This window comes from Brevundimonas kwangchunensis (assembly GCF_039523815.1).
Classification (GTDB): domain Bacteria; phylum Pseudomonadota; class Alphaproteobacteria; order Caulobacterales; family Caulobacteraceae; genus Brevundimonas; species Brevundimonas kwangchunensis.
Genome location: NZ_BAAAGA010000003.1, coordinates 32988 through 59444, shown reverse-complemented (window position 1 = coordinate 59444; position 26457 = coordinate 32988). Strand labels below are relative to the sequence as shown.

The following is a 26457-nucleotide window of genomic DNA, read 5'->3' as shown; positions in this document are numbered from 1 at the left end:
TTCGCCCTTCCGGTGCACTCATCTTCCAAGGCCTTGACATGAAGACGCTCTCCCTGACCCTGAGCGGGGTCCTGCTGGCCACCAGCGCGATGATCGCGCCGGCCGCTTTCGCTCAAACCGCCCCGATCCAGCAGACCCCCGCCGAGCAGGCGCAGCCGGAGGAGCAAGTCAACGAACTGGGCGAGGTGGTCGTTCTCGGCCGCTACATCCCGCAGCCCAATCGCGAGAGCTCGGAAGTCGCCGCGTTCCTGACAGCCGAAGACCTGCAACGCACGGGCGACAGCGACGCCGCAGGCGCCCTGGCCCGCGTGACCGGCCTGTCGGTGGTCGAAGGCCGCTTCGTCTATGTGCGCGGTCTGGGCGAGCGCTATTCCTCGGCGATGCTCAACGGTTCGCCGCTGCCCAGCCCCGAACCGATGCAGCGTGTGGTTCCGTTGGACCTGTTCCCGTCGAGCATCCTGTCGGGCGTGACCGTCCAGAAGAGCTACTCGGCCAACTATCCGGGCGAGTTCGGCGGCGGCATCATCGATCTGCAGACGATCGACGCGCCGAGCGAGCCGTTCTTCAGCATGGAGGCCTCGGTCGGCGGCAACACCGAGAACATCGGCGAGAAGGGCCTGACCTACTATGGCTCGCGCACCGACTGGACCGGCTTCGACAACGGCACGCGCGATGTGCCGGAACTGCTGCAGGCCGCGTTCGCCTCGGGCCGCCAGCTGAACCGCGCCAACTACACCGAGCAAGCCCTCGCCCGCATCGGCCATCAACTGGTCAACGCGCCGCTGCGTCTGCTGCAGTTCGACGACATCCCCGCCGACTGGGGCGTGAAGGTCTCGGGAGGCCTGTCGTCGGAAGCCGGTGACGGCACGCTCGGCCTGATCTTCGTCGCCGGTTACAACAACAACTGGCGCCAGCGCATCGGTGTTCAGCAGCAGGGCCAGTTCCAGGGCGCCGAACTGGTGCCGGTTACCAGCTACGAGACCAACTCGAACCAGAACGACGTCCAGCTGAACCTGCTGACGGGCATCTCCTACGCGGTGCCGGATCACGAGGTGAAGTGGACCAACCTCTACGTTCGCAACACGACCAAGGAAGCCCGCTCGGAAGCCGGGCCGGACTTCGACGCCGGCGGTTCGATCATCCGCAACGACTACACCGAGTGGTTCGTGCGTCAGCTCTTCTCGACCCAACTGGCCGGCGAGCACTTCTTCGCCGATGGCGCGCTCGAGTTCGACTGGCGCGTCGGATACGCCAAGACCACGCGCGACGCGCCCTACGAGACGCGCTTCCAGTACGGGGTGAATGGTGCGGGCGACTTCATCCACAACATCCAGGGCAACCTGATCTCGTTCTCGGATCTGGATGACGACATCCTGTCGGGCGGCGCGGACGTCCACTACACGATGCCGCTTTCGGGCAGCCGCGAGGCCGTGTTCAGCCTTGGCGTCGCCTCGTTCGACAACAATCGCGAGGCCGAGCGTCGCGACCTGCAGTTCTATGCCGTCAACGCACTGACGGACGAGCAGCGCGCGTCGCGGATCGACTTCCTGACGTCGGACTTCAACATCAATCCGACGACCCTGGAACTGCGCGAAATAGCCGGCACCAACGGCGCCAGCGCCTATGACGCCAACCTGCAGGTCAACGCCGTCTATGCGATGGTCGACGCCGAGATCATTCCGCTGGTCCGCACCTCGATCGGCGTTCGCTATGAGGACGGCGAACAGACGGTGACCCCGCGCGACCTGTTCGGCGGCGCTCCGGTCTTCGCGTCCACGAAGCTGGAAGAGCAGTACTGGCTGCCGTCGTTCACGGCGACGTGGAACTTCGCCGAGGACATGCAACTGCGCTTCGGCGCCTCGCAGACCATCGGCCGTCCGCAGTTCCGCGAACTGGCTCCGCAGGCCTACACCGATCAGGAGTCCAACCGGACCTTCATCGGCAACCCGTACCTGGTGGATACCGAGATCCTGAACCTCGATGCCCGCTGGGAGTGGTTCTTCGCCCGCCAGCAGTATGTGACCGCCGGTCTGTTCTTCAAGGACCTGGACAAGCCGGTGGAGTCGGTGATCGCCGCCGCCTCGACCGGTGACCGTCAGCAATCCTACGTCAACGCCCCGCAGGCGCGCATCATGGGCGTCGAGTTCGAGGTCAAGAAGTACTGGGAGTTCCCGGACGCGGGCATGGACTTCATCGCCAACAAGCGGTGGCTGGTGCAGGCGAACTACACCTGGTCGGACTCGGAAGTTCAGGTCGGCGCCAACGATACGGTGCTGGACCTGTCCGGCGGCGGCGCGCCTTCGCCGGCGTCGTTCTTCATCCAGGACGGCAGCCGCCTGCAGGGGCAGTCGGAGCACGTCGCCAACCTGCAACTGGGCTGGGAAGACGACACCAACCGGTCGCAGGCGACGCTGATCATGAACTACGTCAGCGAGCGGATCACCGCCCGCGGCGCCGGTCAGGCCGGTTCGCGCGAGCCTGACTACATCCAGGAGCCAGGTGTCTTCCTCGACTTCGTGTATCGTCAGGACTTCGACATGTTGGGCAAGGAGTTCGGCATCGCGCTGGAAGCCAGAAATCTGCTGGGTACGGACTTCGACGAATATCAGGAGCTCGGAAACAAGATTCTGATAAATAATTACAATATCGGAACGAGTTTCTCGGCGAGCCTCACGACTCGTTTCTGATAAGTTACAGAACGGGGTGGCGAGATGATCGTCATCCCGTTTCTTCTTTTCTGAACGGGAAAGACAAACTACAGCGAACGTCCGACATCCTCCGGTGTCGGACGTTTTGTCATATACAGTTCTCCCGCCCGTCACTCCGCCGTGAAGCCCGAACCCGGACGATTGGTTAGACACGCGGGAGAGCCGTCGGGGCTTGTTCGGGCAAACATCGTGATCGGCGTCATCCGTCAGTGGAGCGAACGGGCCGCGGAGCTCGTCGGCGATGCGGGGAGCCGTCCCCGTCGTCTTCGACTGGCGCTCGAAGTCGTTCTTGTCGCCGTCCTCGCCGTGCAGGCAGGGCGTCTGGGCTGGATCGTTTTCGCCCCGGCGGAGGCTGCATCCCCGGCTGCCGCGGCCCGGACGGCGAACGCGCCCGACTATTCCATCTTCCAGCGCTTCGACGCCTTCTTCCGAACCGGCGCGCAGAGCAGCTATGCCGAAGCAACCGCCGCGGGCTCCAGCCAGATGCGGCTGTACGGCGTGCGCGCCGGCGTTGCAGGCGGCGGCTCGGCCATCATCGGACTGGCGGACGGCCGCCAGGTTTCGGTCGGTGTCGGCGAGGAAGTCGAGCCGGGTTTGATCCTCCAGTCGGTGGCTGCCGACCACGTCACCCTGTCGCGCGGCGGCTCCGTCTCTCGCCTGATCTTCGCGGAGACCCCGATGGGGGCCGCGGCTCCACCGCCGCCACCGGCCGGCGAGGTGACCATCATGCCGACCCCGCCACCCGTCGCTCCGCCGGCGCCGGCTCCGGCCCAGTCGGGGCAAGTCGTCGATCCTGCGACCCTGATGGGGCAGGCTTCCCTCCGTCCGCGCATGCGCGGGCTGGGCATCAACGGCTTCACGGTCAACGCGTCCGGCGACGGCGCTGCCCTTCAGGCCGCCGGCCTGCGGTCAGGCGACGTGATTTTGGCCGTCAACGGAACCGAACTGAACAGCCCCCAGAGCATCGCCGGCCTTCGCGGCCAGCTTTCCAATGCGACCAGCGCCGAGATCCGCTTCGAGCGGGACGGACAGGTCCAGACCACCACCATAAGGACTCGCTGATGAGCCGCCGTGTGTTCAAGGGCGCCGCCTGCGCCGTCCTGACCGCCGTTCTCGCCGCGCAGGGGCCGCTGGCGGCCGCGCCGGCCATGGCCCAGTCGACCGAACGCCAGACGCTGAACGTGCAGGGCGCCGACATCCGCGCCTTCATCCAGGACGTGGCCCGCTCGACCGGCCGCACCTTCATCGTCGATCCGGCGGTAACGGGGACAGTGACCGTGACCAGCGATCGCGCCCTGACCCGCGCCCAGACGTTCGAGGTCTTCCTGTCGACGCTGCGGGCCAACGGTCTGGTCGTGACCGCAACGCCGTCGGGCGCCTATCGCATCAGCCCGGCGCAGGGCGCAGCGCAGGGACCGGCCACGGTCGGCGCCGAACGGTTCTCGACCGAGGTCTTCCAGCTTCGCTATATCGACGCGACATCAGCCGCCGAGACCATCCGCCCGCTGGTAGGCGCACAGGGGCAGGTGCTGGCCAATCCGGGCGCCAACAGCGTTGTGGTCGCGGACTTCGCCGACAACATGAGCCGCATCCGCGCTCTGGTCGGCCGGATCGACGTGGACCGGGCCTCGTTCGACGTGGTGACGCTGCAGAACTCCTCGGCGCGCGAGATCGCCGAAGTGCTGCGCGCCGTTCTGGCCCCGCCGGGCGGGCAGCCGGGGCAGGGGATGGTGTCGGTGACGCCGGTCGAGAGCTCCAATTCCATCGTCCTGCGTGGCGATCCGGCGGCTGTCGCGCGCGTGCGTCCGCTGGTCGAGGACCTCGATCGCCGGGCCTCGGCCGCGGACGACGTGCAGGTGGTCTTCCTCGAGCACGCCAACGCCGAGCAGCTTCTGCCGGTGCTGCAGCAGATCGTCGGACAGCAGCCGACCCCCGTGACGGCAAGCGCGCCGCTAGGGTCGAGCACGGGAGCTGCGGCTGACACCGCGACTGCCGCGCCGGCCGCGGCTGTGATCAGCACGCCGGGTGGACCCCAGCCGGGCCAACGCGCGACCATCGCTCGCTTCCCCGGTGCGAACGCTCTGGTGATCGCCGCCTCGGCTGACACCCAGCGTCGTCTCGGCGAAGTGATCCGTCGTCTGGACCAGCGCCGACAGCAGGTGCTGATCGAGGCCATCGTGGTCGAGCTGAGCGACAACGCCGTGCGCGAGCTGGGCGTTCAGTGGCTGCTGGCGGGCGAGAACGGCAATCCGATCGGCCTGACCAACTATTCCGACAGCTCAACGCCCTTGCTGCCGATCGCCGGCGGCGCGGCGGCGGGGCAGCTGGACGAGGATGATCCGCTTCGCGAGCAGCTTCAGAATCTGGCCCTGAACACCCTGCTGGGCGCCAATGGTTTCGTGGGCGGCGGTGGCGGCCGGATCGGCAACGGTCTGTTCGGCTTCATCATCAACGCTGCGCGCAACGATCAGGGTTCGAACCTGCTGCAGACGCCGTCGCTGATGACGCTGGACAACGAGGAAGCCACCATCCTGGTCGGACAGGAAGTGCCGATCACGACCGGCGAGACCCTGCTGGACGGCAACTCCAATCCGTTCCGCACCACCCAGCGGCAGGACATCGGCGTGAAGCTGATCGTGCGGCCGCAGATCAACGCCGGCGGCTCGATCACGCTGAACCTGCGCCAGGAGGTGTCCAGCATCAACGGCGTGTTGACCAACTCCTCCAGCGACCTTGTGCTGAACAAGCGCGAGCTGGAAACCACGCTGGTCGTGGACGACGGCGACATCGCCGTGGCCGGCGGTCTGCTGGACCAGAACGACCAGCTGCGCATCGACAAGGTGCCGGGCCTCGGCGACCTTCCGGGCATCGGCGCCCTGTTCCGCTCGACCAGTCGCCAGCGCGGCCGGACCAATCTGATGGTCTTCATCCGCCCGACCGTCGTGCGCACCCGCGCCGACTCGCAGGAACTGGCCGCCGATCGCTGGGGCTACATGCGGGATGCGCAACTGCGGGCCACACCGGGCGTCGAACCCGCGCTGGACGAGATGATCCGCGACTACATGCGCAGCTATCCGCCCGTGGCGCCGGTTCAGGCCGCGCCCGGCGACGTGACGATCACGCCGCAGGGCTGAGCCGACGATGATCACGCTCATCAATCCGACGCTGCCCTACGGCTTCGCCAAGCGGCACGGCGTGCTCGTGCTGGATCTGGGCGAGGTGGCGGTGGTCGGCGTGCGCGCCGGGGCCGATCCGATGAGCCTGGTCGAGACCCGCCGGGCGCTGGGCCGCCCGCTGCGGATCGAGACGCTGGATCAGGCCGCCTTCGACCGTCGCCTGTCGCAGGTCTATGCTGGCGATCCGCTGAGCGCCGCCGACGGCGACGATCTGGGCATGCCGTCGGGGCTGGACAGCCTGATCGACGATATTCCCGAGGCCGCGGACCTGCTGGACACGGCCGACGATGCGCCGGTCATCCGCCTGATCAATGGAGTGATCGCCGAGGCCGTGCGCGCCGGGGCGTCGGACATCCACCTGGAGCCGTATGAGACTGCCCTGACGGTGCGGATGCGCGTCGATGGCGTGCTGCGCGAGGCCCTGTCGCTGAGCCCGCGGATCACGCCGCTGCTGGTGTCGCGGATCAAGGTCATGGCGCGGCTCGACATCGCCGAGAAGCGGGTGCCGCAGGATGGGCGGATCTCGCTGGCGCTGGGCGGCAAGACGCTGGACGTGCGTGTCTCGACCCTGCCGGCGCGAGCGGGCGAGCGGGTGGTGCTGCGGATCCTCGACAAGGATCAGGCCGACCTGACCCTTGGCCAGTTGGGCATGAGCGACGAGGGGCTGGAGGTGTTCGCCGCCGCCCTGCGCGAGCCCAACGGCATCATTCTGGTCACCGGCCCGACGGGCTCGGGCAAGACGACGTCGCTGTACGCCGGTCTGTCCATGCTGAACGACGCCACGCGCAACATCCTGACGGTCGAGGATCCGGTCGAGTATGCGGTCGAGGGTGTCGGCCAGACGCAGGTGAATGCCAAGGTCGGCATGACCTTCGCCGCCGGTCTGCGCGCCATTCTGCGTCAGGACCCGGACGTGGTCATGGTCGGTGAGATCCGGGACACGGAAACCGCCAGCATCGCCGTGCAGGCCGCGCTGACGGGCCATCTGGTGCTGTCGACGGTGCACACCAACGACGCGGTCGGTGCAGTGACACGTCTGCGCGACATGGGCGTTGAGCCCTTCCTGCTGGCCTCGACCCTGCGTCTCGTGGTGGCCCAGCGGCTGGTGCGCCGCCTGTGCCATGAGTGCCGCAAGCCCGAAGCCGCCGACAAGGCGACGGCGAAGCTGGTGGGGATCAAGACCGGCCAGACGATCTGGCGGCCGCAGGGCTGCCCCCACTGCAACCAGACGGGCTACGTCGGTCGCGCGGGCCTGTACGAGATGATCCGCATCGATGACCGCGTGCGTCGCCTGATCGCCAGCGAGGCCGGCGAGGAGGCGATCGCGGCCGTGGCGTTCGAGAAGGGCGGCCTGCTGGCTGACCGCGCGCGGGGGCTGGTGCTGGATGGCGTGACTTCGGTCGAGGAAGCCATGCGCGTGACCCGTCAGGGCACGGGTGACGGCGAACCCGTCGAGATGAAGGCCACAGGCTGATGGCCGTCTTCGATTATGTCGCGGCGGACGCGGGCGGCCGGACAGTGACCGGCACGCTGACGGCCGTGGACGAGGCCACGGCGCGCGCCCTGCTGGGCAAGAAGAAGCTGATGCCGTTGGAGCTGTCGGTCGGCCGTTCGGTCAGCGGCGCGAAGACGAGAACGGCGGCCAGGGGCGGCAAGCTGGATTCGCGGACCCTGGCCCTGACGACGCGCCAACTGGCGACGCTGGTGACGGTGGCGCCGCTTGAGGAAGCGTTGCGCGCCATCGCCCTGCAGGCCGAGCGGCCGGCGGTGCGCAATGTGCTGGAGGGCGTCCACGCCGGGGTCATGGAGGGGCGTCGGCTGTCGGACGCCATGAGCCTGCAGGGGCAGGCGTTTCCGCCGCTCTACCGGGCGATGGTCGCGGCGGGCGAGGCCTCGGGGGCGCTGGCGCCGATCCTCGAGCGTCTGGCCGACGGGCTGGCGCGGGACCAGGTGGTGCGCGGCAAGGTGATCACGGCGCTGGTCTATCCGGCGGTGCTGGCGGTCGTGGCGCTGGGCGTCATCACCGCCCTGATGATGTTCGTGGTGCCCAAGGTCGTCGACCAGTTCGACAGCATGAACCAGACCCTGCCGCTACTGACGCGGCTGGTGATCGGGGTATCGGACCTGCTGCGCGACTGGGGCTGGCTGTTCGCCGTGATGCTGGTGCTGCTGGGCCTCGTCAGCGTGGTCGCACTGCGCAAGCCGTCGATCCGGCTGAAGGTCGATGCGGCGATCCTGAAACTGCCGGTCGTGGGTCGCCTGACGCGGGACCTGCACGGCGCGCGGATGGCCCGGACCCTGTCGACCATGATCGCCGCCGGCCTGCCGGTGCTGGAAGGCCTGACCATCACGGCCCGCACCGTGTCGAACCAAGCCTTGCGCGCGGCGACGGTGCTGATGGCCGATGCGGTGCGCGAGGGTGGAGGCCTGTCCGCCGCCATGCGCCGCGCCGACGTCTTCCCGCCGATCCTCGTGCACATGACCGCCTCGGGCGAATCCAGCGGCCGACTGGAGCCCATGCTGGAGCGCGCCGCCGACTATCTGGAGCGCGAGTTCTCCACCTTCACCGCCGTGATGCTGAGCCTGTTGGAGCCGGCGATCATCGTCCTGATGGGCGGGATCGTGGCGATCATCGTGCTGTCGATCCTTCTGCCCATTCTTCAGATCAACACCCTCGCGCTGGGGTGACGGAGCTCGTGATGTTTGTTGGTTCTAATGCTCGCAATGCGGTTGCCCGCTGCCTGAGAACGGCCCGCGCCCGTCGGTCGCAGCGCGCCGGCTTCACCCTCGTTGAACTGATGGTCGTGATCGTGATCATCGGCCTGCTGGCGACTGTGGTGGCCATCAACGTCCTGCCCAGCCAGGACCGGGCCATGGTGGGCAAGGCGCGGGCGGATATCTCCGTGCTGGAGCAGGCGCTGGAGACCTATCGCCTCGACAACCTGACTTTCCCCGACGACCAGCAGGGGCTGCAGGCGCTGGTCGCCGCGCCGTCGGGCCTGACCCGTCCCGAGCGCTATCGTCAGGGCGGCTATGTCCGTCGCCTGCCGGAAGATCCGTGGGGTAATCCCTACCAGTATCGTCGCGCCAGCCGGCACGGCGGCCAGTTCGATGTCTTCTCCTTCGGAGCGGACGGCCGGGAAGGGGGCGAGGGCGATGACGCCGACCTCGGCAACTGGCAGTCCTGATCCAGCGAAACGCCGCGCGGGCTTCACCCTCGTCGAACTGCTGCTGACGGTGGCGATCATCGGGCTGGCGGCGGGGGCGGTGGTGCTGTCCATGCCCGACCCGCGGCCCTCGATCGGCGAGGACGCCGAACGCTTCGCCGCGCGCCTGCAACGGGCGCGGGAAGAGGCGATACTGACCAATCAGGCCGTGGCCGTGGACGTGACGTCCGTCGGCTACGGCTTCGCGGCTTTCGACGGCGTCGAGTGGCGACCGCTGAACGACGGGCCGTTCCGGCCGGAGACCTGGTCCGAGGGCGCGCGGGCGCAACTGGCGGACGATCCCCTGCGCCTGACCTTCGACCCGACCGGCGCGGCCGAGGTCGGGACCGTTTCCCTGTCCCGCGAGGGGCGCAGAGCGCGCATCGACGTGGACGCGGCGGGCGAGGTGTCGGTCCATGACTGATCGCGCCGCCCGCGAGGGCTTCACCCTGATCGAGCTGCTGGTCGCGCTGGCGGTGTTCAGCCTGGCGGCGCTGGCCCTGCTGAACCTGTCGGGCGAGAACATCCGCTCGGCCGCGAGGGTCGAGGACCGGACGCTGGGCGGCATCGTGGCCGAGAATCTGGCCGTGCAGGCGGCGGTGACGCCCCGTCTGGCCGAGGGGCAGACGTCGGGCGAGACGCCGATGGGCGGGCGGCAATGGCGCTGGACCCGGTCGGTAGTGGCGACCGAGGATCCGGATCTGGTGCGGGTGGATATCCGGGTGTCGAGCGACGAGGGGCAGGCGGCCGAGCGCAGCCTGTTCCGGGAGCGGCTGTCGTGAGGGCGGCGCGCGAAGGCTTCACCCTGGTCGAGGTTCTGGTCTCGCTGATGATCTTCGCCCTGATCGCGGCGGCGGGCGCGGCGGTGCTGAGCCAGTCGATCGACAACCGGTTCGCGGTGAAGGCGGCCACGGACCGGACGGCGGATCTGCAGAGGATGCGCGGGCTGCTGCGCGCCGACATCGGGCAGGCCTCGCCGCGCCGGTCCCGCGGGCCGACGGGCCGCCCCATGCCGCGGCCCATGACGACGATTGAACAGGCGGGCGATCCGTTGCTGACCCTGACGCGCGCGGGCTGGAGCAATCCCGGAGACCGGGCGCGGCCGTCGCTGCAGCGGGTCGAGTACCGGCTGGTCGAGGACCGGCTGGTGCGGCAGGCCATGCCCTATCTGGACGGCAGCCGGCCCGGCCCGCCGCAGGTGCTGTATCGCGGCGTGCGCGACGTGACCGTGACCTTCCTGAAGGACGGCAGCGAAGCGCCGGCCTTCACCACCACGCCTGAAAGGCCCTTGCCTGACGCGGTGCGTCTGCGGATGACGCTGGAGGGCTATGGCGAGCTGGACCAGCTGTTCCTGATCGGCGGGGGCGTCTGATGGCGCGTCGTCCCGATCGCGAGGGCATGGCCCTGCTGACCGTGCTGCTGCTGGTGGCGGTGATGTCGGTCGTGGCCGTCGCCATTCTGGACGATGTGCGCTTCTCGGTGCGGCGCACGACCAATGCCGAGGGGCAGGCGCAGGCCCAGTGGTACGCTTCGGGCGCCGAAATGCTGGCGCGGCGTCAGATCACACGCCTGCTGGAGGCCGACGGCGCGAAGACGCCGCTGGAGCCCGAGTGGAACGGCCGGCGCATGACCTTCCCCATCGACGACGGGGTGATTAGCGCGGTGGTGACCGACGGGCAGGCCTGTTTCAACCTGAACAGCGTGGTGCAGGGCATCGGCGAGGACCTGCTCTATCGCCCCGTCGGCGTAGCGCAATTCATGGCGCTGGGACGGGCTGTGGGCGCGCCGGAGAGCCGGATGCGGGCCGTGGCCGATGCGCTGGTCGACTGGCTGGACGTCGACGAGGAGACCCGGCCGCTGGGCGCCGAGGACGGGGCCTATGCGGGCCTGTCGACGCCCTATCGCACCGGCGGCGTCATGCTGTCCGAGGTCAGCGAACTGCGGGCGATCAAGGGCATGGACGCGGAGCTCTACAACCGTCTGCGCCCTTGGGTCTGCGCCCTGCCGACGACGCGATTGTCGCCCATAAACATCAATACCTTGCGGCCCGACCAGGCGCCGTTGCTGACGATGCTGACCAACGGGCAGGTGAACCCTATCAACGCCAAGAGCGTGCTGGAGCGGAGGCCGCGCGGCGGCTGGGCCGATCCGACCGTCTTCTGGTCCGAACCGTCGCTGAGCACCGTCGATGTGACGGTCGAGGCGCGCGAACAGGTCACCGTCCTGACCCGCTATTTCAACCTTCGCGTCGACGTCGAGTACGGCGGCGTGCGGGCGGTCCGCACCGCCCTTCTTTACGCGCCGCCGGGCGACCGGACGCGCACCGTTACCCAGCGCTGGATACCCGAAGAATGAAGCCCATCCGCCTGATCCTCCTGCCCGGCCTGGCCAGCGCGCCGGCGCCCTATCTGGTCGTGTCCGGCGACGGCTTCGTGCTGGAGCGCGGCAGCTTGTCGATCGAAACGCCGGCCGTGCGCGGCGAGGCGATACGGACGGTGGCGGTCGTGCCGGGCGCGGACGTCGGCCTTCGCGGGCTCGACTTGCCGGCCGGCGGGGGCGCCCAACTGCGGGCGGCTGCCGCTTGGGCCATGCGCGATATGGTTGCAGGCGAGCCGGATCGCCTGTCGACTGTGGTCGGCGCGCCGGGCGTGGCGGGCGAGCCGCGGCTGGCGGCGGTGGTCAGCCGGTCGCTACTGACCGCCTGGGTCGACTATCTGGAGGCGCTGGGCGTCGAGGCGGACGTGATCCTGCCGGATGTGATGACCCTGCCCGAGCCCGACGAGGACGATGTCCTGATCGCCGCGGCCTTCGGCGAGGCGGTGGCGCTGCGTGGACGGCGGTTCGCAGTGACGGTGCAACCGGATCTGGTCGATCTGGTCGCCGGCGCGCGTGAGGTCCGGCCGCTGGAGGACCCGGCGGAGCTGGAGCGCCAGCTGATCGCCGCGGCGCGGGCGCCCGCGATCAATCTGCTAGCCGATGCGCCGAAGGCGGCGAAGGCCGTCGGCAGCTGGAAACGGACGGCGGCTCTGGCGGCGACGGTGGTCCTGTCGCCGCTGGTGCTGATCCTGGCCGCCGCCGCGCGGGACGATCTGGCCGCCAGCCATATGCAGAAGCAGGCGCGCGAAATGATCGTCGCCGCCGATCCGGAGCTGGCCGCGACACCCGACCCGGTCTCGGCCCTGCGCGCCCGGGCCAATATCGCGCCGCCGCCGGGCGGAGCCGTAGCCGCAGCCGCGGCCCTGTACACGGCGCTGGAGGGCGTCGAGGGCGCAGAGCTGGACATTCTTATCGCCGATCCGGGGGAGGGGGTGAAGGCCACCCTGACCCATCCGGCCTATGGCGACATGGACAGCATCCGCAGCGCCCTGGCGAACGCCGGCATGGCCATGAACGAGACCGGTACGGCCGACGAGGGTGGCCGGGTCGTCAGCGACATCACCATCGGAGGCCTGTCATGAACGACTTCGTCGGGACCGCCCGCCAGTGGTGGGAGGGCAGGACGGCGCGCGAGCGCCGGATGCTGCTGATCATGACCGGCCTGCTGACCGCCGTGCTGGTCTGGTTCCTCGTCGTCAGCCCGGCGCTTGCGTGGCGCGAGCGGGCGGCCGAGCGCCGGGCCTCGGCGCAGGCCGATCTGACGGCGGTTCAGGCGGACTTGCGTACGTTGAGCGCCAGCAGCGGGCAGGGCGGGGCGCAGACCGCCGATGCGCAGGGGCTGGAGCCGATCGTGCGTCAGTCGGCCGAGGCGGCGGGGCTGGAGTTGACGCTGGGCATGGATGCGTCCGGCCGTCTGGGCTTCCGCATCCCCAGCGTGAGCAGCGGCGCGCTGTTCGGTTGGCTGGCCGGCCTGAAGACCACAAACGGCATCGAGGTCAGCAGTCTGGGCGTGACGGAGAATGCGGACGCGACCCTTCAGGTCGAGGGCGCCTTCTGAGGTCTAGCCGACCTGATCGTTTCGGAGGACCGGAGCCGCGGCAAGGATCGCCTGGCTGCGGTTGTTGACCTCGAGTTTGCGCAGGATGGCCGAGACGTGCTGCTTCACCGTGCCTTCGGTGAGGTTCATCTCGCCGGCGATCTGCTTGTTCAGCTTACCGTCGACCAGCGCGCGCATGACCCGCATCTGGGCGCCAGACAGGCTGGAGAGCCTGCGGTGGAAGTCCACGGCGACCGGATCGGCTTTCGCCTCTTCCGGGAACAGGGTTTCTCCACGCATGACCGCGCCGACGGCGTTGACCAGCTTCTCGACCGGGTCGGATTTCGACAGATAGGCGTGCACGCCGAAGGCGCGCGCCATTGAAATCGAGTGCGCGTCCGTGCGGGCGGAGACGATGGCGATGGAGGCGTCGGGCAGCAGATGTTGCAGGCGGAGCAGGGCGCTGAAGCCCTCTGCGTCCGGCAACATCAGGTCCAGCATGACCAGCTTGATGCGCGAGCCGTAGCGCTTGGCGTAGTCGTCGGCTTCGGCGGCGCTGGTGACCCGACCGACATCGAGGTGCGGATAGGCAGCCCGGATCGACAGCTCGAAAGCCTGCCCCACAAGCGGGTGGTCGTCGACGATCAGAACAATCCAGCGCACGCGCGCAATACCTTTCGACACGTGGCCAGCACCTCGCCACACGGGCAGATTGCACAGCCAACGTTAAGCGGCCGTTGATCGCCTGCAACTCACAGGACAGGTGAGAGGCAGGAATTACGCCTGAGAGGTATAACTTTGGTTCGATTCTGGTCTTTTTAGAGGGCCCGCTTGTGGACCTGGCCGGCGATCGGGATGATTTGGACGCCAACGAAAACACATCCCCCCGTTGGAGACCCGCCATGTTCATCAAGTCGATCGCCGCCGCCGCCGCCCTGGTCACCGTCGCTATCGCCGCTCCGGCGATGGCCCAGTCCTCGGCCCAGACCACGGGTACGGGTTCGATCACCGTGATCCGCCCGCTGACCATCACCAAGAACGCCGACCTGAAGTTCGGCACCGTCGTCCGCCCGTCGACCGGTTCGGGCACCGTGACCGTCTCGGCCGCCGGCGCTCGCTCGGTCGCCGGTGGTGTTGTCGGCCTGAGCTCGGGCGACACCCCGCAAGCCGCCCAATTCACCGTCGACGGTGAAGGCGGCCAGTCGATCTCGGTCACCATCCCGTCGACCTTCTCGATCGCCAACGGCTCGGACACCCTGACGGTGACGACCTCGAACAACCTGTCGGGTTCGGCCGCGACGCAGACCCTGAGCAACTCGCTGGGTTCGGCCGGTTCGCTGAGCTTCCGCGTCGGCGGCAGCGTGCCCGTCGCCTCGACCTCGCCGACCGGCACCTACAGCGGGACCTTCACGGTTTCCGCCGCCTACAACTGAGCGATCCGCACCGATGTTTCCGGTGCACCACGACCCGGTCCACTCGAAAGGGTTTAACGGTCGGATAGGCAAGCGCGCCTATCGTGCCCGTCGACCCCTTCGATGGATGAACGCCATGCTCGCCCGTTTTCTTCTCCCGGTTCTCGTCTTCCTTTCGCTGGCCGGAACCGCGGGCGCGCAAGTCGGCGCCGACCTGAACATCTCGCCCAAGCGCGTGGTGTTCGGTCCGGGTGAGCGGACCGCCACGGTCTATATCTTCAACCAGGGCGACCAGCAGGCGACCTATTCGGTCGAGCTGGTCGACCGCATCATGCTGGCGGACGGCCAGATCGTCGCCGCCAGCGATCATGCCGACATGACGGTCGCCTCGGCTTCCGATCTGGTCCAGTACACGCCGCGTCGGATCACCCTGCAGCCGCGCGAGAGCCAGGCCATTCGCGTGCGTGCCCGTCCGGGCGATGGCGGCGAGCACCGCACCCACCTGACCGTCACCGCCCTGCCGTCCGAGACGGCCGGCTTCACCGTCGAGCAAGCCGCCCAGCCGGGCGCCGACGAGGTGGCCGTACAGGTCGTGGCCCTGTTCAGCGTCAGTATTCCCGTGATCGTCCGCGACAGCGCCGCCGATGCCCGTGCGACTATCGAGAATGTCGCCGTCCGTCGTGAGGAAGGCGGCCAGCTTGTTTCTCTCGACCTGCTGCGTCAGGGCGCGAACTCGGTCTATGGCGACCTCGAGATCCGCGCCGGCTCGACTCCGGACGCCCCCCTTGTGGCTGCCGTGCGCGGCATCGCCGTCTATCCCGAAATCGAGCGTCGCACCGTCGTGACGGCCCTGCCGGCCACCCTGACCGCCGGTCAGGCCGTGACGCTGGTCTATCGTGACGACGACGCCAACCCGGGCGAGATCCTGGCGACGGCGACGCTCGTCGCGCCGTGAGCTCCGTCTGGTCGGCCACCTTTGCTGTCGTTGCGGCCACGATGTGCGCCTTGCCGGCGGCCGCCCAGACGAACCGCACCGATCCGACCCAGGCCTCCGTCAACACGCCGCCGTTCGGCGCCGATGACCTGCTCTGGATGGAGCTGAAGGCTGGCGACGTCCAGCTGACCGACACGATGAACGTCTATTCGTCCCGGTCGGGCGTGTTCGTGCCGCTGGGAGAGTTCGCGCGCCTGCTGGACCTCGCCATCGGCGTGTTCCCGGCCCAGCGTCGGGCCGAGGGCTGGGTGCTGGCGCCGGATCGCCAACTGACTGTCGACCTGAACAGCCGCACCGCGACCCTGCCGGGCCGCAGGATCACCTTCACCGCCGACCAGGCCGCGATCTACGCCGACGACCTTTACGTCCGTCTCGATCTGCTTGAGCAACTGCTGCCGGTGCGTCTGCGCGCCGACACCGCCGCCCAGTTCATGGAGCTGACGGCGACGGAACCCCTGCCGTTCCAGCAACGCGAGGCGCGGGCCCGGCGGCTCGCGCAGGCCGGTATGCGGCCCGACGACGCGGCCGGTGTCCGCGTGGCGACGCCGTACCGTCTCTTCAGTCCACCGGCCTTTGACGTCAACGTGGGCGGCCAGCTGACGCGGGACGGCGTCAACCAGGCCAGTCGATACGACATCCGCGCCGCCGGCGACCTCCTCTGGGCGGGGTTCGAGGGCTATGTCGGCTCCAACGACGACGGCGATATCAGCGACGTTCGGGTGATGTTGAGCCGCAAGGACCCCCGTGGTCACGCCTTGGGCGCTCTCGGCGGCACACGCGCCGGTCTGGGCGATGTCTTCACGCCGTCCATGCCGATTGGCGCCGCGGGGTTCGGCGGGCGAGGCGTTTTCTACACCTCCGCGCCGCTCGAGAATGTTGACCTTGCCACGCCGCTGAATCTGCGGGGCGAGCTGGCGCTGGGCGAGGAAGTCGAGCTCTACGTCAACGAGGTGCTGCAGGCGGCCCAGACCTCGCCGGTTCAGGGGCGCTACGAGTTCCTGGATGTGCCGCTGGCGTTCGGGCTGAACACCATCCGTCTCGTCTTCTACGGTTCGCAGGGTCAGACCCGCGAGGTCGTGCGGCGTATCAACTTCGGGGCCGGTCAGGTTGAAGCGGGACAGTTCCGGTTGCGTCTGGGCGCGGTAGAGCAGGGGTTGACCGTCTTCGATGTCGGCGAGCGCTCGCTGGCGAACTCGACGGGCGAGGCCCGGCTGGTGGCGATGGCGGAGTATGGCGTCTCGTCGGCGCTGACCCTCGCCGCAGGCGTTGCGCGGTTCACGCCCGAAGGTTCGGAAGCGCGTTCGGTGGGGATGCTGGGGCTGCGGGCCTCGATCGGGCCGATCGCTGCGCAACTGGACGCGGCGCGCGACGACGTGGGCGGGCAAGGGGCAACCTTGGGTCTGGCCGCCCGCCCGTTCGGCGTCTCGATCCTCGGCCGGCATTCCGAATACAGCGGCGGCTTCATCGACGAGACGCGTCAGCTCGGTGTGTCCAGCCAGGCGGCGTTGGACCGGGCCAGCGATCTGCGTCTGGACGGTCAGGTCGGATTGCCGGGCGGCTCGGGCGTGCCGGTTTCGCTGAACCTGCGCCGGCTTGAGCGGGTCAATGGCGAGCGGGTGGTCAACGGAGAGCTGCGCGCCTCGGCCCCGGTCGGTCGCTTCTATGCGTCGAGCAGTGTTGCGCTGGAGGACGAGCGCGGTGGAGCGGTGAGCCGCCAGCGCTGGCTGGGCGCCAGCGATGTGGCGACCCTGGTGTCGAGCCGTCTGCAACTGCGCGGGGGCGTGTCCTACGAGCTGTCGCCGGACGCGCGTCTGGAGACCGCCTATGCGACGGCCGACTGGCAGGTATCCGACACCAATGCGCTGCGTTTCGGCGTCATCAAGGCGCTGGGTCCGCAGGGGGAGACCAGCCTGCAGGCGTCAAACCTCTGGCGGGCCCCGCGGTTCGATCTGGCGGTGAACGCATCCTACGAGACCGAGGCGCAGGAGTGGCGCATCGGCCTTCAGCTCGGGTTCGGCCTGAGTTTCGATCCGTTTGATCGCCGCTATCATGTCACCCGCCCCGGTCCGGCCGCGGGCGGCGCCGTCGCGGTGAACGCATGGATCGACGAGAACGGCGACGGTCTGAGGCAGCCGGACGAGCCGGGCGTCGGCGGCATCGTCGCGGAAACCCCAAGCGGTCCGGTCACCACCGATGCCGATGGTCAGGCGCTGGCTGTCGGCCTCGGCGATTCCGCTTCGGCTCGCGTGAGGCTGGACCCCGGCAACGTCGACGATCCATTCCTTGTGGCGGGCGCTCCGGTGCGGGAGTTCGTGCCGCGGCCGGGCGGGCTGGCGGTGATCGATTATCCGATGCAGCGCAGCGCCGAGGTCGAGTTGACCGGCCGCCTGCGCCGCGCCGACGGGTCCACCCGCGCGCTGGCGGCGATGGGCGTCGAGCTGGTTCCTGAGAACGGCGGCGCGCCTATCGCGGGGCGCAGCGACCACGCGGGCGTGATCTTCTTCGAGGACGTCCGGCCGGGCGTTTACACGGTGCGACTGGATCCTGAGCAGGCGCGGACGCTGAACATCCGGATGGTGACGCCGGTGCAGGTCCGGGTGCCGGCGACGGGCGGCTTCGTGCGCGCGGGCGCGGTCGAGGTGACCTTTGATCAGGAGGCGGCCCGATGATCCGTTGGCTTGCCTGCGCCGGCGCGGCGCTGTTCCTGACGACGCTCCAGCCCGGCGTGGCGCATGCCCAGCTGGCCGTCAGCCGCTCGCCCGCCACCGCGCCGGTGCTCGGCAATACAATCCGGGGCAGCAGCGCCACGACCTTCCAGATCACCTCTGACGGCGTGGTCACCCGCGCCTCGGGCAATGCGATACGGATCAGCAGTTCCTCGGTCACCACGCCGACGATCACCATGACCTGCAACAGCTTCGCCAGCGTCTGTTATCAGCGATACGTACGCGTAACGATCACGCCGGTAAGCGGATCCGGACCTGCAGAGATCAGCCGGCTGCGCGTCGGGTCGCTAAGTGGAACGACTTATCGGACAGGCTCGGCGCCGGCCGAGTCCGCCAGCCTGCAGTTCGACCTGAACCCGCTGGGCTGGTACGGCTCCGCCACCTTCAAGCTCGGCATGAATGTGCTGCTGGCCGCCAATGCCGCCAGCGGGACAGACACCTACGATTATCTTGTCACCGTCCAGTTCGTCACATGAAGCGCGCTCTCCTGATCCTTGCGGCGTCGGCCGCAGCCTGTCTCGGCGGAATCGCCCAAGCCCAGAGCGCGGATGGTGGCGCGACGCTGTCGATCCAGCGCAGCCTCAGCGTTGCGACCGTGCGTCCCATGCGGATCGACGTCGTGTCCGGCGAAGTAGGCCTGTCGGTCTCCACCGAGAACCTCGCCGATGCGCCGGCCATGATCCAGATCACGGGCGATCCGGGTCGGGTCTACCGGATCCGGGTGCCGCGTTCGCTCGACGATCAGGACCTTTCGGTCATCGAGGATCTGACGATCTGGAGCTCCAATACGGGCGACATCACCGTGTCCCGGGTTTCCCACCTCGATCCCTACGGCCGGGACATGCTGCGAGTCATGGGCCGCCTGCGCCTGCGGCCGGGCCAATCGACGGAGGAGGTCGCGTCCCTGCCTCTGAGCATCGACTACGAGTGATCGGCGGTCCGTGTGCGGACCAGCGCGATCAGGGTCTGCACCTGTTCGAGTGAAGGGCGGCGCTTCTCGCCGAACGCCTCGTCCAACGCGCGGGCGGACGTCCCGACATCCGCCTCTCCGAAAATGCCGGCTGATCCGGCGAGCCCGTGCACCAGCATTTCGATCTGCTTCCAGTCCGGAGCATTGGCCGTAGCCGCCTCCAGCGCGTCGGCATCGCCCTGCATCCGCGTGCGGAAGGCGACTTTCAGTGCATGGAGAGGATCGGTGCTCACACCCTTGCGCCGCTCATCAGGTCGCGAATCTGGCCGGCGAGGGACATGGGGTCGAACGGCTTGGTGATCACGCCAATGGCGCCGAGCTCCAGATACTGATCGCGCTCGCTGGCCTGGACCCGCGCGGTCATGAAGATGACCGGGGTCTGCTCCAGCCCTGAAATCCCGCGCAACTGTTTCAGCACACCGGGGCCGTCGAGTTTCGGCATCATCACGTCCAGCAGGATGACGTCCGGGCGCATGCCGCCGTGCAGACGCTCCAGCGCTTCCTCGCCCGAGGGCAGGCTGGTCAGGGCGATGTCCGGATCGAGCTCCAGCGAGAAGGCCGCGACCTCGCGGATGTCGGCTTCGTCGTCGACGTGCAGCAGGTTCAACGGCATCAGGGCACTCTCTTCTGGGTCAGGCGGCGAACGGTTCGGGCCAGATTGGCCAGCGAGGTGCGCGATTTGACAAGCACGGCCTCGACCTTGTGGCCAAGGGCCGCATCCATCTCCTGGGCGGAGTAGACCACGACCGGGGTGGTCTTGCCGGTCTCGTCCTCAAGGTCGGATAGCAGCTCTAGCCCCGACCCGTCCGGCAGACCAAGGTCGAGGATGACGAGGTCGGGATGGATGTCCGCCAGCTTCTGGCGAGCCTCCGACAACGATGTCGCAGGGATGATGTCGGCGGCGCCGGCGAGGGCGGAAGCGGTGACGCTCAGGATGTCCACGTCGTCGTCGACATGCAGGATCGTCGGACGCCTGGTCTCCAGCCGTTGAAGGATCCCGGTGACCGCGGAGCGCAGGCGCGTCTGGTCGAACGGCTTCTCGAGCCAGTCGACGACCTCCAGCGAGCGGCCACGGGCCAGACCGCGGGCGATGTCGGCGGAGACGACCACCACAGGGATGTCGCGGGTCGCGGCTTGGGCGCGCAGGGCGCGGATCAGACCGATGCCGTTGGCGTCCGGGAGCTGCAGATCGACCAGAACGGCGTCGTAGCCGTTGTCGCGCACGGCGGTCAGCGCCTCCCGGGCCGTCGGGACGACGTCGGCGGTGAACCCGTCCTGATCCAGCATGGCACGCAGGATCTCGGCGGCGTCGGGGTCGTCCTCGACGATCAGCAGGCGCGGCCGCTCGGTCGTGGTTTCGACTGTGGTCTCGAGCGACAGCGGCAGGTCGAGGTGGAAGGTCGCGCCTTCTCCCGCAGCCGACTCGAACCAGAGACGGCCGCCATGCCGTTCGGCGATCTCGCGGGCGATGGCGAGGCCAAGGCCTGTGCCGGACTTGGCGCGGGTGTCGGACGAGTCGGCCTGGGCGAACTTGGAAAAGATGCGCGAGCGGAACTCGTCAGGAATTCCGGGGCCCTGATCGCTGACGCTGAGGCGGGCGATGCGGGTCTCGGGCTGGACGGAAATCGAGACCGCCCCGCCGGTGGGCGAGAACTTGGCCGCGTTGGACAGGAGATTCACCACCACCTGGATCAGGCGGTCCTCGTCACCGCGCACCTGGGCGATCGGCCCCTCCTGAAGGGTGAGGGAGACCCCCAGACCGTCGGCGAAGCCCCGGACGCTGTCGATGGAGCGCTCTGCTATCTGGCGAAGGTCCAGCTCGGACATGTCCAGGGTCATCTGACCGGACTCGGCCTTCTCGATGTCTAGGATGTCGTTGATCAGACGGACCAGACGCTGGCTGTTGGCCTGGGCGATGCCGATCAGGCGGCCGGCCTTGTCGCCCAGCTCGCCTGCCGCGCCGCCGGCCAGCAGGCCGAGCGAGCCGGCGATGGAGGTCAGGGGCGTGCGGAGCTCGTGGCTGACGGTCGAGACGAACTGCTGCTTCATCTCCTCGACGCGTCGGCGTTCGGAGATGTCCCGGATGACCGCGACGATGTGGGTGCCGGTCGGCAGTTCCATCGAACTGAGGGCCACATCGACGGGGAAGCTTTCGCCCGAGCGGCGCCTGGCCGTCAGTTCGCGCACCAGTCCTTCGTCGATCGCACCATGGCGGGAGCCCAGGCGCGTCAGGAAGGCCGCTTCGCCGTCGCCGGCGAGATCGAGCAGCAGGGAGACGTCGCGGCGTTCCAGCTCCGCCGGCTCCCAGCCGAACATACGGGTCGCCGCGGCATTCAGGGTCTCGATGCTGCCGCTGGGGTTCAGCGTCAGGATGGCGTCGATCGCGCTGTCGAAGATCGCAGTCTGGCGTGCAGCCGTCGCCTGGACGGCATCCAGCAGGGTGCGGCGTGTGCGTATGTAGCGCCACACCAGGAAGGTGGTCAGCAACATGCTGACCGTCATCAGAACGAAGAGGCCGCCGACAATGCGCTCGGTGATCGCAGTCCTCGCCTCGGCCCGGCGCGTCAGGTCGCTGAGGGAGTCGGCTTCCTGCCGAACCATGGTGTCGACCGCGACCCGGATGTCGTCCATCGCCGCCTTGCCGGCGCCGGCGGCGACGAATGCGAGCGCCGCATCGCGGCCAACGGTATCGCGCGTCTCGATGGCCGCGCTCAGCGTCGCCTGCTTGCGGTCGATCAGGGCCTTCAGCCGAGTGATGGCGTCCGTGGGTTCGTGCTGGAGCGTGTACAGGCGTTCAAGCTGGGCGACCTGGTCGGCCAGTTGGGCCTCGGCCTCGGCATAGGGCTGGAGGAACCGGCGATCGCCGGTGATCACATATCCGCGCTGGCCGGTTTCGGCGTCCTGCAGCAACGAGAAGATGCGAAGGATCTGGGCCCTCGTCTCGTGAGACCGTTCGACCTCTGCGCGCAAAACCTTGCCCCGCTCAAGCTCGCGAGTGAGCTCGAAGCCCGTGAACGCGAGGACCGCCAGAACCGCCGCTGCGGCGAAGACGGCGATCGCAGTGGGCGTGCGCGCGATCCCGGTTCTTGATTTTGGCATGCTGCAACCGTTCGGGCCTGAAGACGTCGATGCACGGTAGCCCCGGTGAGTTAATCAGCCGCCAAGGAAACGGGGCTGGCGAGGTGGAGAAGGACGTCCGTTCTTGCCGATTCCCGTTGTGAAATCATCGCAAACCAAAGGTTGAAGTTTGCTGCGATGTGCAGGTTGGGTCAGCCGATCAATGATAACCTATCCGAGAAACATGACAAAAGGCCACAATCTGGATCCACCGAACATTGAACCCCGCAGGCGAGAACCCTGTGTGTCCGGGACTTTGCGTCTGTGAAAGTTAGTTACCGTACACTTACTTGATCACAGCCAGACCGAGTACAACCTTAAAATCAGTAAAATCGGGATTCAGCATATCGGACCTCGAAGAGACCGATGGCCTAGTGCCGTCGGCTCCGCGACGCATGGCGTTTGCGACCAATCGTCGGGATCGAGCGTCGAAGGCGGCGGGTTTGCGATGAAGCCGTCTTCATCGTGGGGTCCCATCGCGGGACACTGATCTGAAGCGAAGGCGAATGGCGGAGAGGGGGGGATTCGAACCCCCGGTACCCGTAAAGGCACGCCGCATTTCGAGTGCGGTACATTCAACCACTCTGCCACCTCTCCGCGGTGCCGTTGTGTCTTGGTCGAACGGACGGCTTCTCTAGTCGGGGCAGACGTGCGCCGCAAGCGGTGAGTGCGGAAAATTTTCTATCGCAATGCAGGCAGGGGCAGGCCCAGCGCCTCGCCGCTGTGGAGATCGCCCGGAACGACGCGGAAGAGCTCCGCAGGGCGGCCGCCGGTGGCCGAGGACATGCGGCCGGTAGGCTCGACCAGGCCGGTTCGTTCCACGCCCCGACGGAAGTTCTGCTTGTGCACCGACAGGCCGGCGACGGCCTCTGCGGCGGACTGGAGCTCGGACAGGGTGAAGGCCGGCGGCATCAGGTCGAACAGGACCGGGCGGTAGCGGAGCTTGCTGCGCAGGCGGCCAAGGCCCGTGGCGAGGATGCGGCGGTGATCCGACGCCATGGCGAGGCCCGGCGCGCCTTCGGGCGGTGTTCGATCCTGGTCGCGGGCGGCCTCGGAGACCAGACCGGCCTCGTAGAGAAGCTCGTAGCGTTCCAGCACCCGGCCCTCGTTCCAGCGTGCGTCCGGGGCGGTGGCGAACAGGGTTTCGACGCGACCGAGGCGACGGGCGTCGCCGGCGGCCCACGCCTTGAGCCGTTCGACCAGTTCGGCGTGACAGGCGGGGGCGCCGTCGCGGCGGTCCTCCCAAGGGAAGACGTCGAGCAGGGGCGTCCAGCGGGCGTCGGCCAAAGGGGCGTCCGTATCGCCGGTCAGGGCGAGGTAGCCGACCGAAACCTCGCGGTGACGGTCGGGGCCCGGCGTGGCGCGGGGGCTGTCGCGGCCGAGGTCGCCGAAGGTGTAGAGCTGTTCGACGAAGCCGAGGCGAAAGCCGGTCTGGGCCGTCACGAAGGCGCGCAGGGCCAGTTCGAAGGTGCGATCCCGGGCGGGGTCGAAGGGGCCGAAGGGCAGGGCGCAGGCGCCGTCGTCGGCGGTGGTCGTCAGGGCGCAGGCCTGGCCTTCGCGGAGCGTGATGACCACGGCCGACAGGCCGATGCGAACCCCCTGCTCGGCCATGGCTATTCGGTGTGCCAGGCGTCGGGGGCGGGAACCAGACCCACGGCCTCGGCCAGGACCCGATAGCGCTCGAGATAGCGTTGCTGGGCGATGGGGGCGGGCAGGGGATCGATGACCAGGTCGTAGCCGGCGGGCGGCGCGCCAAAGAAGCCGAGCGACTCCTTCTTCGTGAAGCCGGCCAGCTGGGTGGCCTCGAAGTAGGCGCAGGCCTTGTCGGCCTTCTTGATCAGGGTCTTGATCGCGACCGGGTTCTTCGGCGGCAGGCCGAAGCGGACGTGGATGGCGCTCTCAAGCCGGGCCTCGAAGGCCTTGTAGTTGACGCCCAGCGCCGATTTGAACGGCGAGATCATGTCGCCGATGACGTACTCGGACGCGTCGTGGAGCAGGGCGGCCAGACGCCATTTCGGCTCCAGACCCGGCTTGATGTAGGCGGCGATCTCCTCGACCACGCAGGAGTGCTGGGCGACCGAGAAGGCGTGCTCGCCAATGGTCTGGCCGTTCCAGCGGGCCACGCGGGCCAGGCCGTGGGCGATGTCCTCGATCTCGATGTCGAAGGGTGATGGGTCGAGCAGGTCCAGGCGACGGCCGGACAGCATGCGCTGCCAGGCGCGCGGGGCTTTCGGATCGGAGCGGGACGATGCGGCCAAGACGGTATCCAGTACGTGGCCGGACGTGGTGGCCCATCGGGACCGCGGGATCAAGGGCGCCGGACGGGTTATTCCCCGACGTTGAGCGTCACCAGATCCTTGGCGTCGTCGAAGACCCGGCCGCGATTGTTGTCACGCGAGCGGACCGTGGCGACGACCAGAGGGCCGCCGACGGGCCCGCGGGCCTCGTAGCCGACCAGACGCCAGCCGTCGGGCGACGGACGGTTGTCGGAGAGGCTCCAGCTGGCGCGGGTGGCCTCGCCGCTCGAGACGGCGCGGACCTCGGTGGAGTTGTCGCGGGCCTGGACGCTGACGTCCTCGCCGCCGGCGCTGCCGTTGATGTCGACCGAGCCCGAGCTGTCATTTGCGTCGATGTGGAAGCCGCCGATCCGGACCGAGGCGTTGTCGCCGTCAGCCTCGATCCGCATGCCGGGCAGGCGCACGCTGGCCTTGTCGTCGCTGGCGTCGACGGCGACGCCAGGGGCGCGGACGGTGGCGGTATCGCCGGAGGCGCCGCTGCTGGCGCGGACTTCCGTCGTCGAACTGGCGGAGGCGCTGGCGCGCAGGCCCGCGACGGCTTGGGGCAGGCTGGTCTTCAGGCGATCTTCGAAGGTCCGCAGGGTCTGGGGCACGGTGCGGTTGTCGAGCGAAACGAGGGTCAGGATGACCTCGGCGCCCTTGGGGCCGGTGTAGGTGCAGGTCCGGCCGCCGTCGGTGGCTGTGCCCTTGCGGGTCAGGGCGCCCTGCGTCTGCGGGCACTGGAGCGTGTCGACGACCTTGAGCACGCCCTTGCCGTCGCCGCTGGTCGACGTGCTGGTCGAGGAAATGCGCACCGAGCGGTCGTTGTCGCAAGCCGCCGTGAGGGCGACGAGGGCGCAGATGCTGGCGGTCAGGGCGAGGCGGGCAGTCATGGTGGTCAATCCTTGATCCGTTCTCATCCTGCGCCCTGCGTCCGGCGAATCCAGTGAAATCGCGGTAACGGGCATGACGGAAACCGACCGGCAATGCGGCATCAGCCGCCGGGGCGGGCGCCATCGCGGCGGTTGAGGAAGGCCAGACGCTCGAACAGGTGCACGTCCTGCTCGTTCTTCAGCAGGGCGCCATGCAGCGGCGGGATCAGCTTGTTGGGCGAGGTCTCGCGCAAGGTGGCCGGATCGACGTCGTCGACCAGAAGCAGCTTCAGCCAGTCCAGCAGTTCGGACGTCGAAGGCTTCTTCTTCAGACCCGGCGTGTCGCGGATCTCGTAGAAGGTCTTCAGCGCCTCGGAGGCCAGGCGCGGCTTGATGCCGGGGAAGTGGACCTCGACGATGTCCTTCATCGTCTCGACGTCCGGGAAGCGGATGTAGTGGAAGAAGCAGCGGCGCAGGAAGGCGTCGGGCAGCTCCTTCTCATTGTTCGAGGTGATGACGACGACCGGGCGGACCTCGGCGCGGATCGTCTCGTCGATCTCCTGAACGTAGAACTCCATGCGGTCGAGTTCCTGCAGCAGGTCGTTCGGGAACTCGATGTCGGCCTTGTCGATCTCGTCGATCAGCAGGACGGGGCGGACAGGCGAGGTGAAGGCCTCCCACAGCTTGCCCTTCTTCAGATAGTTGCGGACGTCGTGGACCCGCTCCTCGCCCAGCTGGCTGTCGCGCAGGCGCGAGACGGCGTCGTACTCGTACAGGCCGTTGTGGGCCTTGGTCGTCGACTTGATGTGCCAGGTGATCAGCGGCGCGTTCAGCGCCTTGGCCATCTCATAGGCCAGCACGGTCTTTCCGGTGCCGGGCTCGCCCTTGATCAGCAGCGGACGCTCCAGCGCCACCGAGGCGTTCACCGCGATCTTCAGATCGTCGGTGGCGATGTAGTTGGAGGTGCCTTCGAAACGGGACATGGGACTTCCGGCGCTGTGTTGGACAAGGCCTAGCGAAGGCGGGCCGGGTTAACAACGATCAGTTTCGTACGCGACGCCGGACTCCTCCGGCCCGGCGCGCGAGC

Annotated in this window: 25 protein-coding genes and 1 tRNA gene; 17 read left to right on the top strand and 9 right to left on the bottom strand. The window is 68.3% G+C overall.

Translation table 11 applies throughout. The features are described from left to right. Positions 1-38 precede the first annotated feature (38 nt). The 12 genes from ABDZ95_RS07785 to gspM all read left to right on the top strand — a co-directional run bounded on the left by ABDZ95_RS07785 (position 39) and on the right by gspM (position 13024). Positions 39-2687 carry a TonB-dependent receptor domain-containing protein gene (locus tag ABDZ95_RS07785; RefSeq protein WP_343792396.1) on the top strand — a complete coding sequence of 883 codons (2649 nt, stop codon included), beginning with the start codon at positions 39-41 and terminating at the stop codon, positions 2685-2687. A gap of 210 nt (positions 2688-2897) precedes the next feature. After that, positions 2898-3770 (top strand): type II secretion system protein N, encoded by an 873-nt coding sequence (locus ABDZ95_RS07780; RefSeq protein WP_343792394.1) that lies wholly within the window; start codon positions 2898-2900, stop codon positions 3768-3770. Further along, positions 3770-5842 carry a type II secretion system secretin GspD gene (gene gspD / locus ABDZ95_RS07775; protein WP_343792391.1) on the top strand — a complete coding sequence of 691 codons (2073 nt, stop codon included), beginning with the start codon at positions 3770-3772 and terminating at the stop codon, positions 5840-5842. The genes ABDZ95_RS07780 and gspD overlap by 1 nt, the downstream gene beginning before the upstream one ends. Before the next feature lie 7 nt (positions 5843-5849). Beyond that, positions 5850-7358: a type II secretion system ATPase GspE gene (gspE, locus tag ABDZ95_RS07770; protein WP_343792389.1), complete on the top strand. Its 1509-nt coding sequence runs from the start codon at positions 5850-5852 to the stop codon at positions 7356-7358. Then, positions 7358-8572: a type II secretion system inner membrane protein GspF gene (gene gspF, locus ABDZ95_RS07765; protein WP_343792387.1), complete on the top strand. Its 1215-nt coding sequence runs from the start codon at positions 7358-7360 to the stop codon at positions 8570-8572. Before gspE ends, gspF begins: the two co-directional genes overlap by 1 nt. 11 nt (positions 8573-8583) lie before the next feature. Beyond that, positions 8584-9072, top strand: a complete 489-nt coding sequence (gene gspG / locus ABDZ95_RS07760; RefSeq protein WP_343792385.1) for a type II secretion system major pseudopilin GspG — start codon at positions 8584-8586, stop codon at positions 9070-9072. After that, positions 9041-9514, top strand: a complete 474-nt coding sequence (locus tag ABDZ95_RS07755; RefSeq protein WP_343792383.1) for a GspH/FimT family pseudopilin — start codon at positions 9041-9043, stop codon at positions 9512-9514. Before gspG ends, ABDZ95_RS07755 begins: the two co-directional genes overlap by 32 nt. Further along, positions 9507-9872 carry a type II secretion system minor pseudopilin GspI gene (gene gspI / locus ABDZ95_RS07750; protein WP_343792381.1) on the top strand — a complete coding sequence of 122 codons (366 nt, stop codon included), beginning with the start codon at positions 9507-9509 and terminating at the stop codon, positions 9870-9872. The genes ABDZ95_RS07755 and gspI overlap by 8 nt, the downstream gene beginning before the upstream one ends. Further along, positions 9869-10462, top strand: coding sequence for a type II secretion system minor pseudopilin GspJ (gene gspJ, locus ABDZ95_RS07745; RefSeq protein ID WP_343792379.1), 594 nt, complete (start codon positions 9869-9871; stop codon positions 10460-10462). Before gspI ends, gspJ begins: the two co-directional genes overlap by 4 nt. Further along, the gene (gene gspK / locus ABDZ95_RS07740; protein ID WP_343792377.1) at positions 10462-11445 is read left to right on the top strand and encodes a type II secretion system minor pseudopilin GspK; all 984 of its coding nucleotides are present in this window, start codon (positions 10462-10464) and stop codon (positions 11443-11445) included. The genes gspJ and gspK overlap by 1 nt, the downstream gene beginning before the upstream one ends. Beyond that, on the top strand, positions 11442-12548 hold the full coding sequence (gspL, locus tag ABDZ95_RS07735) for a type II secretion system protein GspL (protein ID WP_343792375.1): 1107 nt from the start codon (positions 11442-11444) through the stop codon (positions 12546-12548). The genes gspK and gspL overlap by 4 nt, the downstream gene beginning before the upstream one ends. Then, positions 12545-13024, top strand: a complete 480-nt coding sequence (gene gspM, locus ABDZ95_RS07730; RefSeq protein WP_343792373.1) for a type II secretion system protein GspM — start codon at positions 12545-12547, stop codon at positions 13022-13024. The genes gspL and gspM overlap by 4 nt, the downstream gene beginning before the upstream one ends. A 3-nt stretch (positions 13025-13027) precedes the next feature. Here the strand turns inward: gspM and ABDZ95_RS07725 are convergent, their stop codons facing one another. After that, entirely contained in the window at positions 13028-13687 is a 660-nt protein-coding gene (locus tag ABDZ95_RS07725) for a response regulator transcription factor (protein WP_343792371.1), read from the bottom strand. A 218-nt stretch (positions 13688-13905) separates the two neighbouring features. On the opposite strand from ABDZ95_RS07725, the gene ABDZ95_RS07720 reads away from it, so the two are divergent. From ABDZ95_RS07720 to ABDZ95_RS07700, 5 genes are all read left to right on the top strand, one after another. Next, positions 13906-14436 carry a DUF4402 domain-containing protein gene (locus tag ABDZ95_RS07720; protein WP_343792369.1) on the top strand — a complete coding sequence of 177 codons (531 nt, stop codon included), beginning with the start codon at positions 13906-13908 and terminating at the stop codon, positions 14434-14436. Between the two features lie 115 nt (positions 14437-14551). Next, positions 14552-15370 carry a fimbrial biogenesis chaperone gene (locus ABDZ95_RS07715; RefSeq protein WP_343792367.1) on the top strand — a complete coding sequence of 273 codons (819 nt, stop codon included), beginning with the start codon at positions 14552-14554 and terminating at the stop codon, positions 15368-15370. Next, positions 15367-18078 (top strand): hypothetical protein, encoded by a 2712-nt coding sequence (locus ABDZ95_RS07710; RefSeq protein ID WP_343792365.1) that lies wholly within the window; start codon positions 15367-15369, stop codon positions 18076-18078. Before ABDZ95_RS07715 ends, ABDZ95_RS07710 begins: the two co-directional genes overlap by 4 nt. Continuing rightward, positions 18075-18611, top strand: coding sequence for a hypothetical protein (locus tag ABDZ95_RS07705; RefSeq protein ID WP_343792363.1), 537 nt, complete (start codon positions 18075-18077; stop codon positions 18609-18611). Before ABDZ95_RS07710 ends, ABDZ95_RS07705 begins: the two co-directional genes overlap by 4 nt. Further along, positions 18608-19066, top strand: coding sequence for a hypothetical protein (locus ABDZ95_RS07700; protein WP_343792361.1), 459 nt, complete (start codon positions 18608-18610; stop codon positions 19064-19066). Before ABDZ95_RS07705 ends, ABDZ95_RS07700 begins: the two co-directional genes overlap by 4 nt. On the opposite strand, the gene ABDZ95_RS07695 is transcribed toward ABDZ95_RS07700, so the two are convergent. The 8 genes from ABDZ95_RS07695 to ABDZ95_RS07660 form a co-directional block, all read right to left on the bottom strand. Then, the gene (locus tag ABDZ95_RS07695) at positions 19057-19338 is read right to left on the bottom strand and encodes an Hpt domain-containing protein (protein ID WP_343792359.1); all 282 of its coding nucleotides are present in this window, start codon (positions 19336-19338) and stop codon (positions 19057-19059) included. The two genes, ABDZ95_RS07700 and ABDZ95_RS07695, sit on opposite strands and share 10 nt — an antisense overlap. Continuing rightward, positions 19335-19718, bottom strand: a complete 384-nt coding sequence (locus tag ABDZ95_RS07690) for a response regulator (protein WP_343792357.1) — start codon at positions 19716-19718, stop codon at positions 19335-19337. The genes ABDZ95_RS07695 and ABDZ95_RS07690 overlap by 4 nt, the downstream gene beginning before the upstream one ends. Next, positions 19718-22204: a response regulator gene (locus ABDZ95_RS07685; protein ID WP_343792355.1), complete on the bottom strand. Its 2487-nt coding sequence runs from the start codon at positions 22202-22204 to the stop codon at positions 19718-19720. Before ABDZ95_RS07685 ends, ABDZ95_RS07690 begins: the two co-directional genes overlap by 1 nt. A 525-nt stretch (positions 22205-22729) precedes the next feature. Further along, positions 22730-22819 (bottom strand) — tRNA-Ser (locus ABDZ95_RS07680). Positions 22820-22903: 84 nt separating this feature from the next. Next, positions 22904-23833, bottom strand: coding sequence for an NUDIX hydrolase (locus tag ABDZ95_RS07675; RefSeq protein ID WP_343792353.1), 930 nt, complete (start codon positions 23831-23833; stop codon positions 22904-22906). 2 nt (positions 23834-23835) lie between these two features. After that, positions 23836-24429: a YfbR-like 5'-deoxynucleotidase gene (locus ABDZ95_RS07670; protein ID WP_343792537.1), complete on the bottom strand. Its 594-nt coding sequence runs from the start codon at positions 24427-24429 to the stop codon at positions 23836-23838. Positions 24430-24548: 119 nt separating this feature from the next. Beyond that, positions 24549-25391, bottom strand: coding sequence for a methyltransferase type 11 (locus ABDZ95_RS07665; RefSeq protein ID WP_343792351.1), 843 nt, complete (start codon positions 25389-25391; stop codon positions 24549-24551). A 101-nt stretch (positions 25392-25492) separates the two neighbouring features. After that, positions 25493-26353, bottom strand: a complete 861-nt coding sequence (locus ABDZ95_RS07660; RefSeq protein ID WP_343792349.1) for an AAA family ATPase — start codon at positions 26351-26353, stop codon at positions 25493-25495. Positions 26354-26457 lie beyond the last annotated feature (104 nt).

Excerpts from the sequence above, each read along its gene's own strand:
- ABDZ95_RS07785 (WP_343792396.1), top strand. The coding sequence starts at position 39 with ATGAAGACGCTCTCCCTGACCCTGAGCGGGGTCCTGCTGGCCACCAGC.
- gspD (WP_343792391.1), top strand. The coding sequence starts at position 3,770 with ATGAGCCGCCGTGTGTTCAAGGGCGCCGCCTGCGCCGTCCTGACCGCC.
- gspE (WP_343792389.1), top strand. The coding sequence starts at position 5,850 with ATGATCACGCTCATCAATCCGACGCTGCCCTACGGCTTCGCCAAGCGG.
- gspF (WP_343792387.1), top strand. The coding sequence starts at position 7,358 with ATGGCCGTCTTCGATTATGTCGCGGCGGACGCGGGCGGCCGGACAGTG.
- gspG (WP_343792385.1), top strand. The coding sequence starts at position 8,584 with ATGTTTGTTGGTTCTAATGCTCGCAATGCGGTTGCCCGCTGCCTGAGA.
- ABDZ95_RS07755 (WP_343792383.1), top strand. The coding sequence starts at position 9,041 with ATGACGCCGACCTCGGCAACTGGCAGTCCTGATCCAGCGAAACGCCGC.
- gspI (WP_343792381.1), top strand. The coding sequence starts at position 9,507 with ATGACTGATCGCGCCGCCCGCGAGGGCTTCACCCTGATCGAGCTGCTG.
- gspK (WP_343792377.1), top strand. The coding sequence starts at position 10,462 with ATGGCGCGTCGTCCCGATCGCGAGGGCATGGCCCTGCTGACCGTGCTG.
- gspL (WP_343792375.1), top strand. The coding sequence starts at position 11,442 with ATGAAGCCCATCCGCCTGATCCTCCTGCCCGGCCTGGCCAGCGCGCCG.
- gspM (WP_343792373.1), top strand. The coding sequence starts at position 12,545 with ATGAACGACTTCGTCGGGACCGCCCGCCAGTGGTGGGAGGGCAGGACG.
- ABDZ95_RS07720 (WP_343792369.1), top strand. The coding sequence starts at position 13,906 with ATGTTCATCAAGTCGATCGCCGCCGCCGCCGCCCTGGTCACCGTCGCT.
- ABDZ95_RS07715 (WP_343792367.1), top strand. The coding sequence starts at position 14,552 with ATGCTCGCCCGTTTTCTTCTCCCGGTTCTCGTCTTCCTTTCGCTGGCC.
- ABDZ95_RS07705 (WP_343792363.1), top strand. The coding sequence starts at position 18,075 with ATGATCCGTTGGCTTGCCTGCGCCGGCGCGGCGCTGTTCCTGACGACG.
- ABDZ95_RS07700 (WP_343792361.1), top strand. The coding sequence starts at position 18,608 with ATGAAGCGCGCTCTCCTGATCCTTGCGGCGTCGGCCGCAGCCTGTCTC.
- ABDZ95_RS07690 (WP_343792357.1), bottom strand. The coding sequence starts at position 19,718 with ATGCCGTTGAACCTGCTGCACGTCGACGACGAAGCCGACATCCGCGAG.
- ABDZ95_RS07685 (WP_343792355.1), bottom strand. The coding sequence starts at position 22,204 with ATGCCAAAATCAAGAACCGGGATCGCGCGCACGCCCACTGCGATCGCC.
- ABDZ95_RS07675 (WP_343792353.1), bottom strand. The coding sequence starts at position 23,833 with ATGGCCGAGCAGGGGGTTCGCATCGGCCTGTCGGCCGTGGTCATCACG.
- ABDZ95_RS07670 (WP_343792537.1), bottom strand. The coding sequence starts at position 24,429 with ATGCTGTCCGGCCGTCGCCTGGACCTGCTCGACCCATCACCCTTCGAC.
- ABDZ95_RS07665 (WP_343792351.1), bottom strand. The coding sequence starts at position 25,391 with ATGACTGCCCGCCTCGCCCTGACCGCCAGCATCTGCGCCCTCGTCGCC.
- ABDZ95_RS07660 (WP_343792349.1), bottom strand. The coding sequence starts at position 26,353 with ATGTCCCGTTTCGAAGGCACCTCCAACTACATCGCCACCGACGATCTG.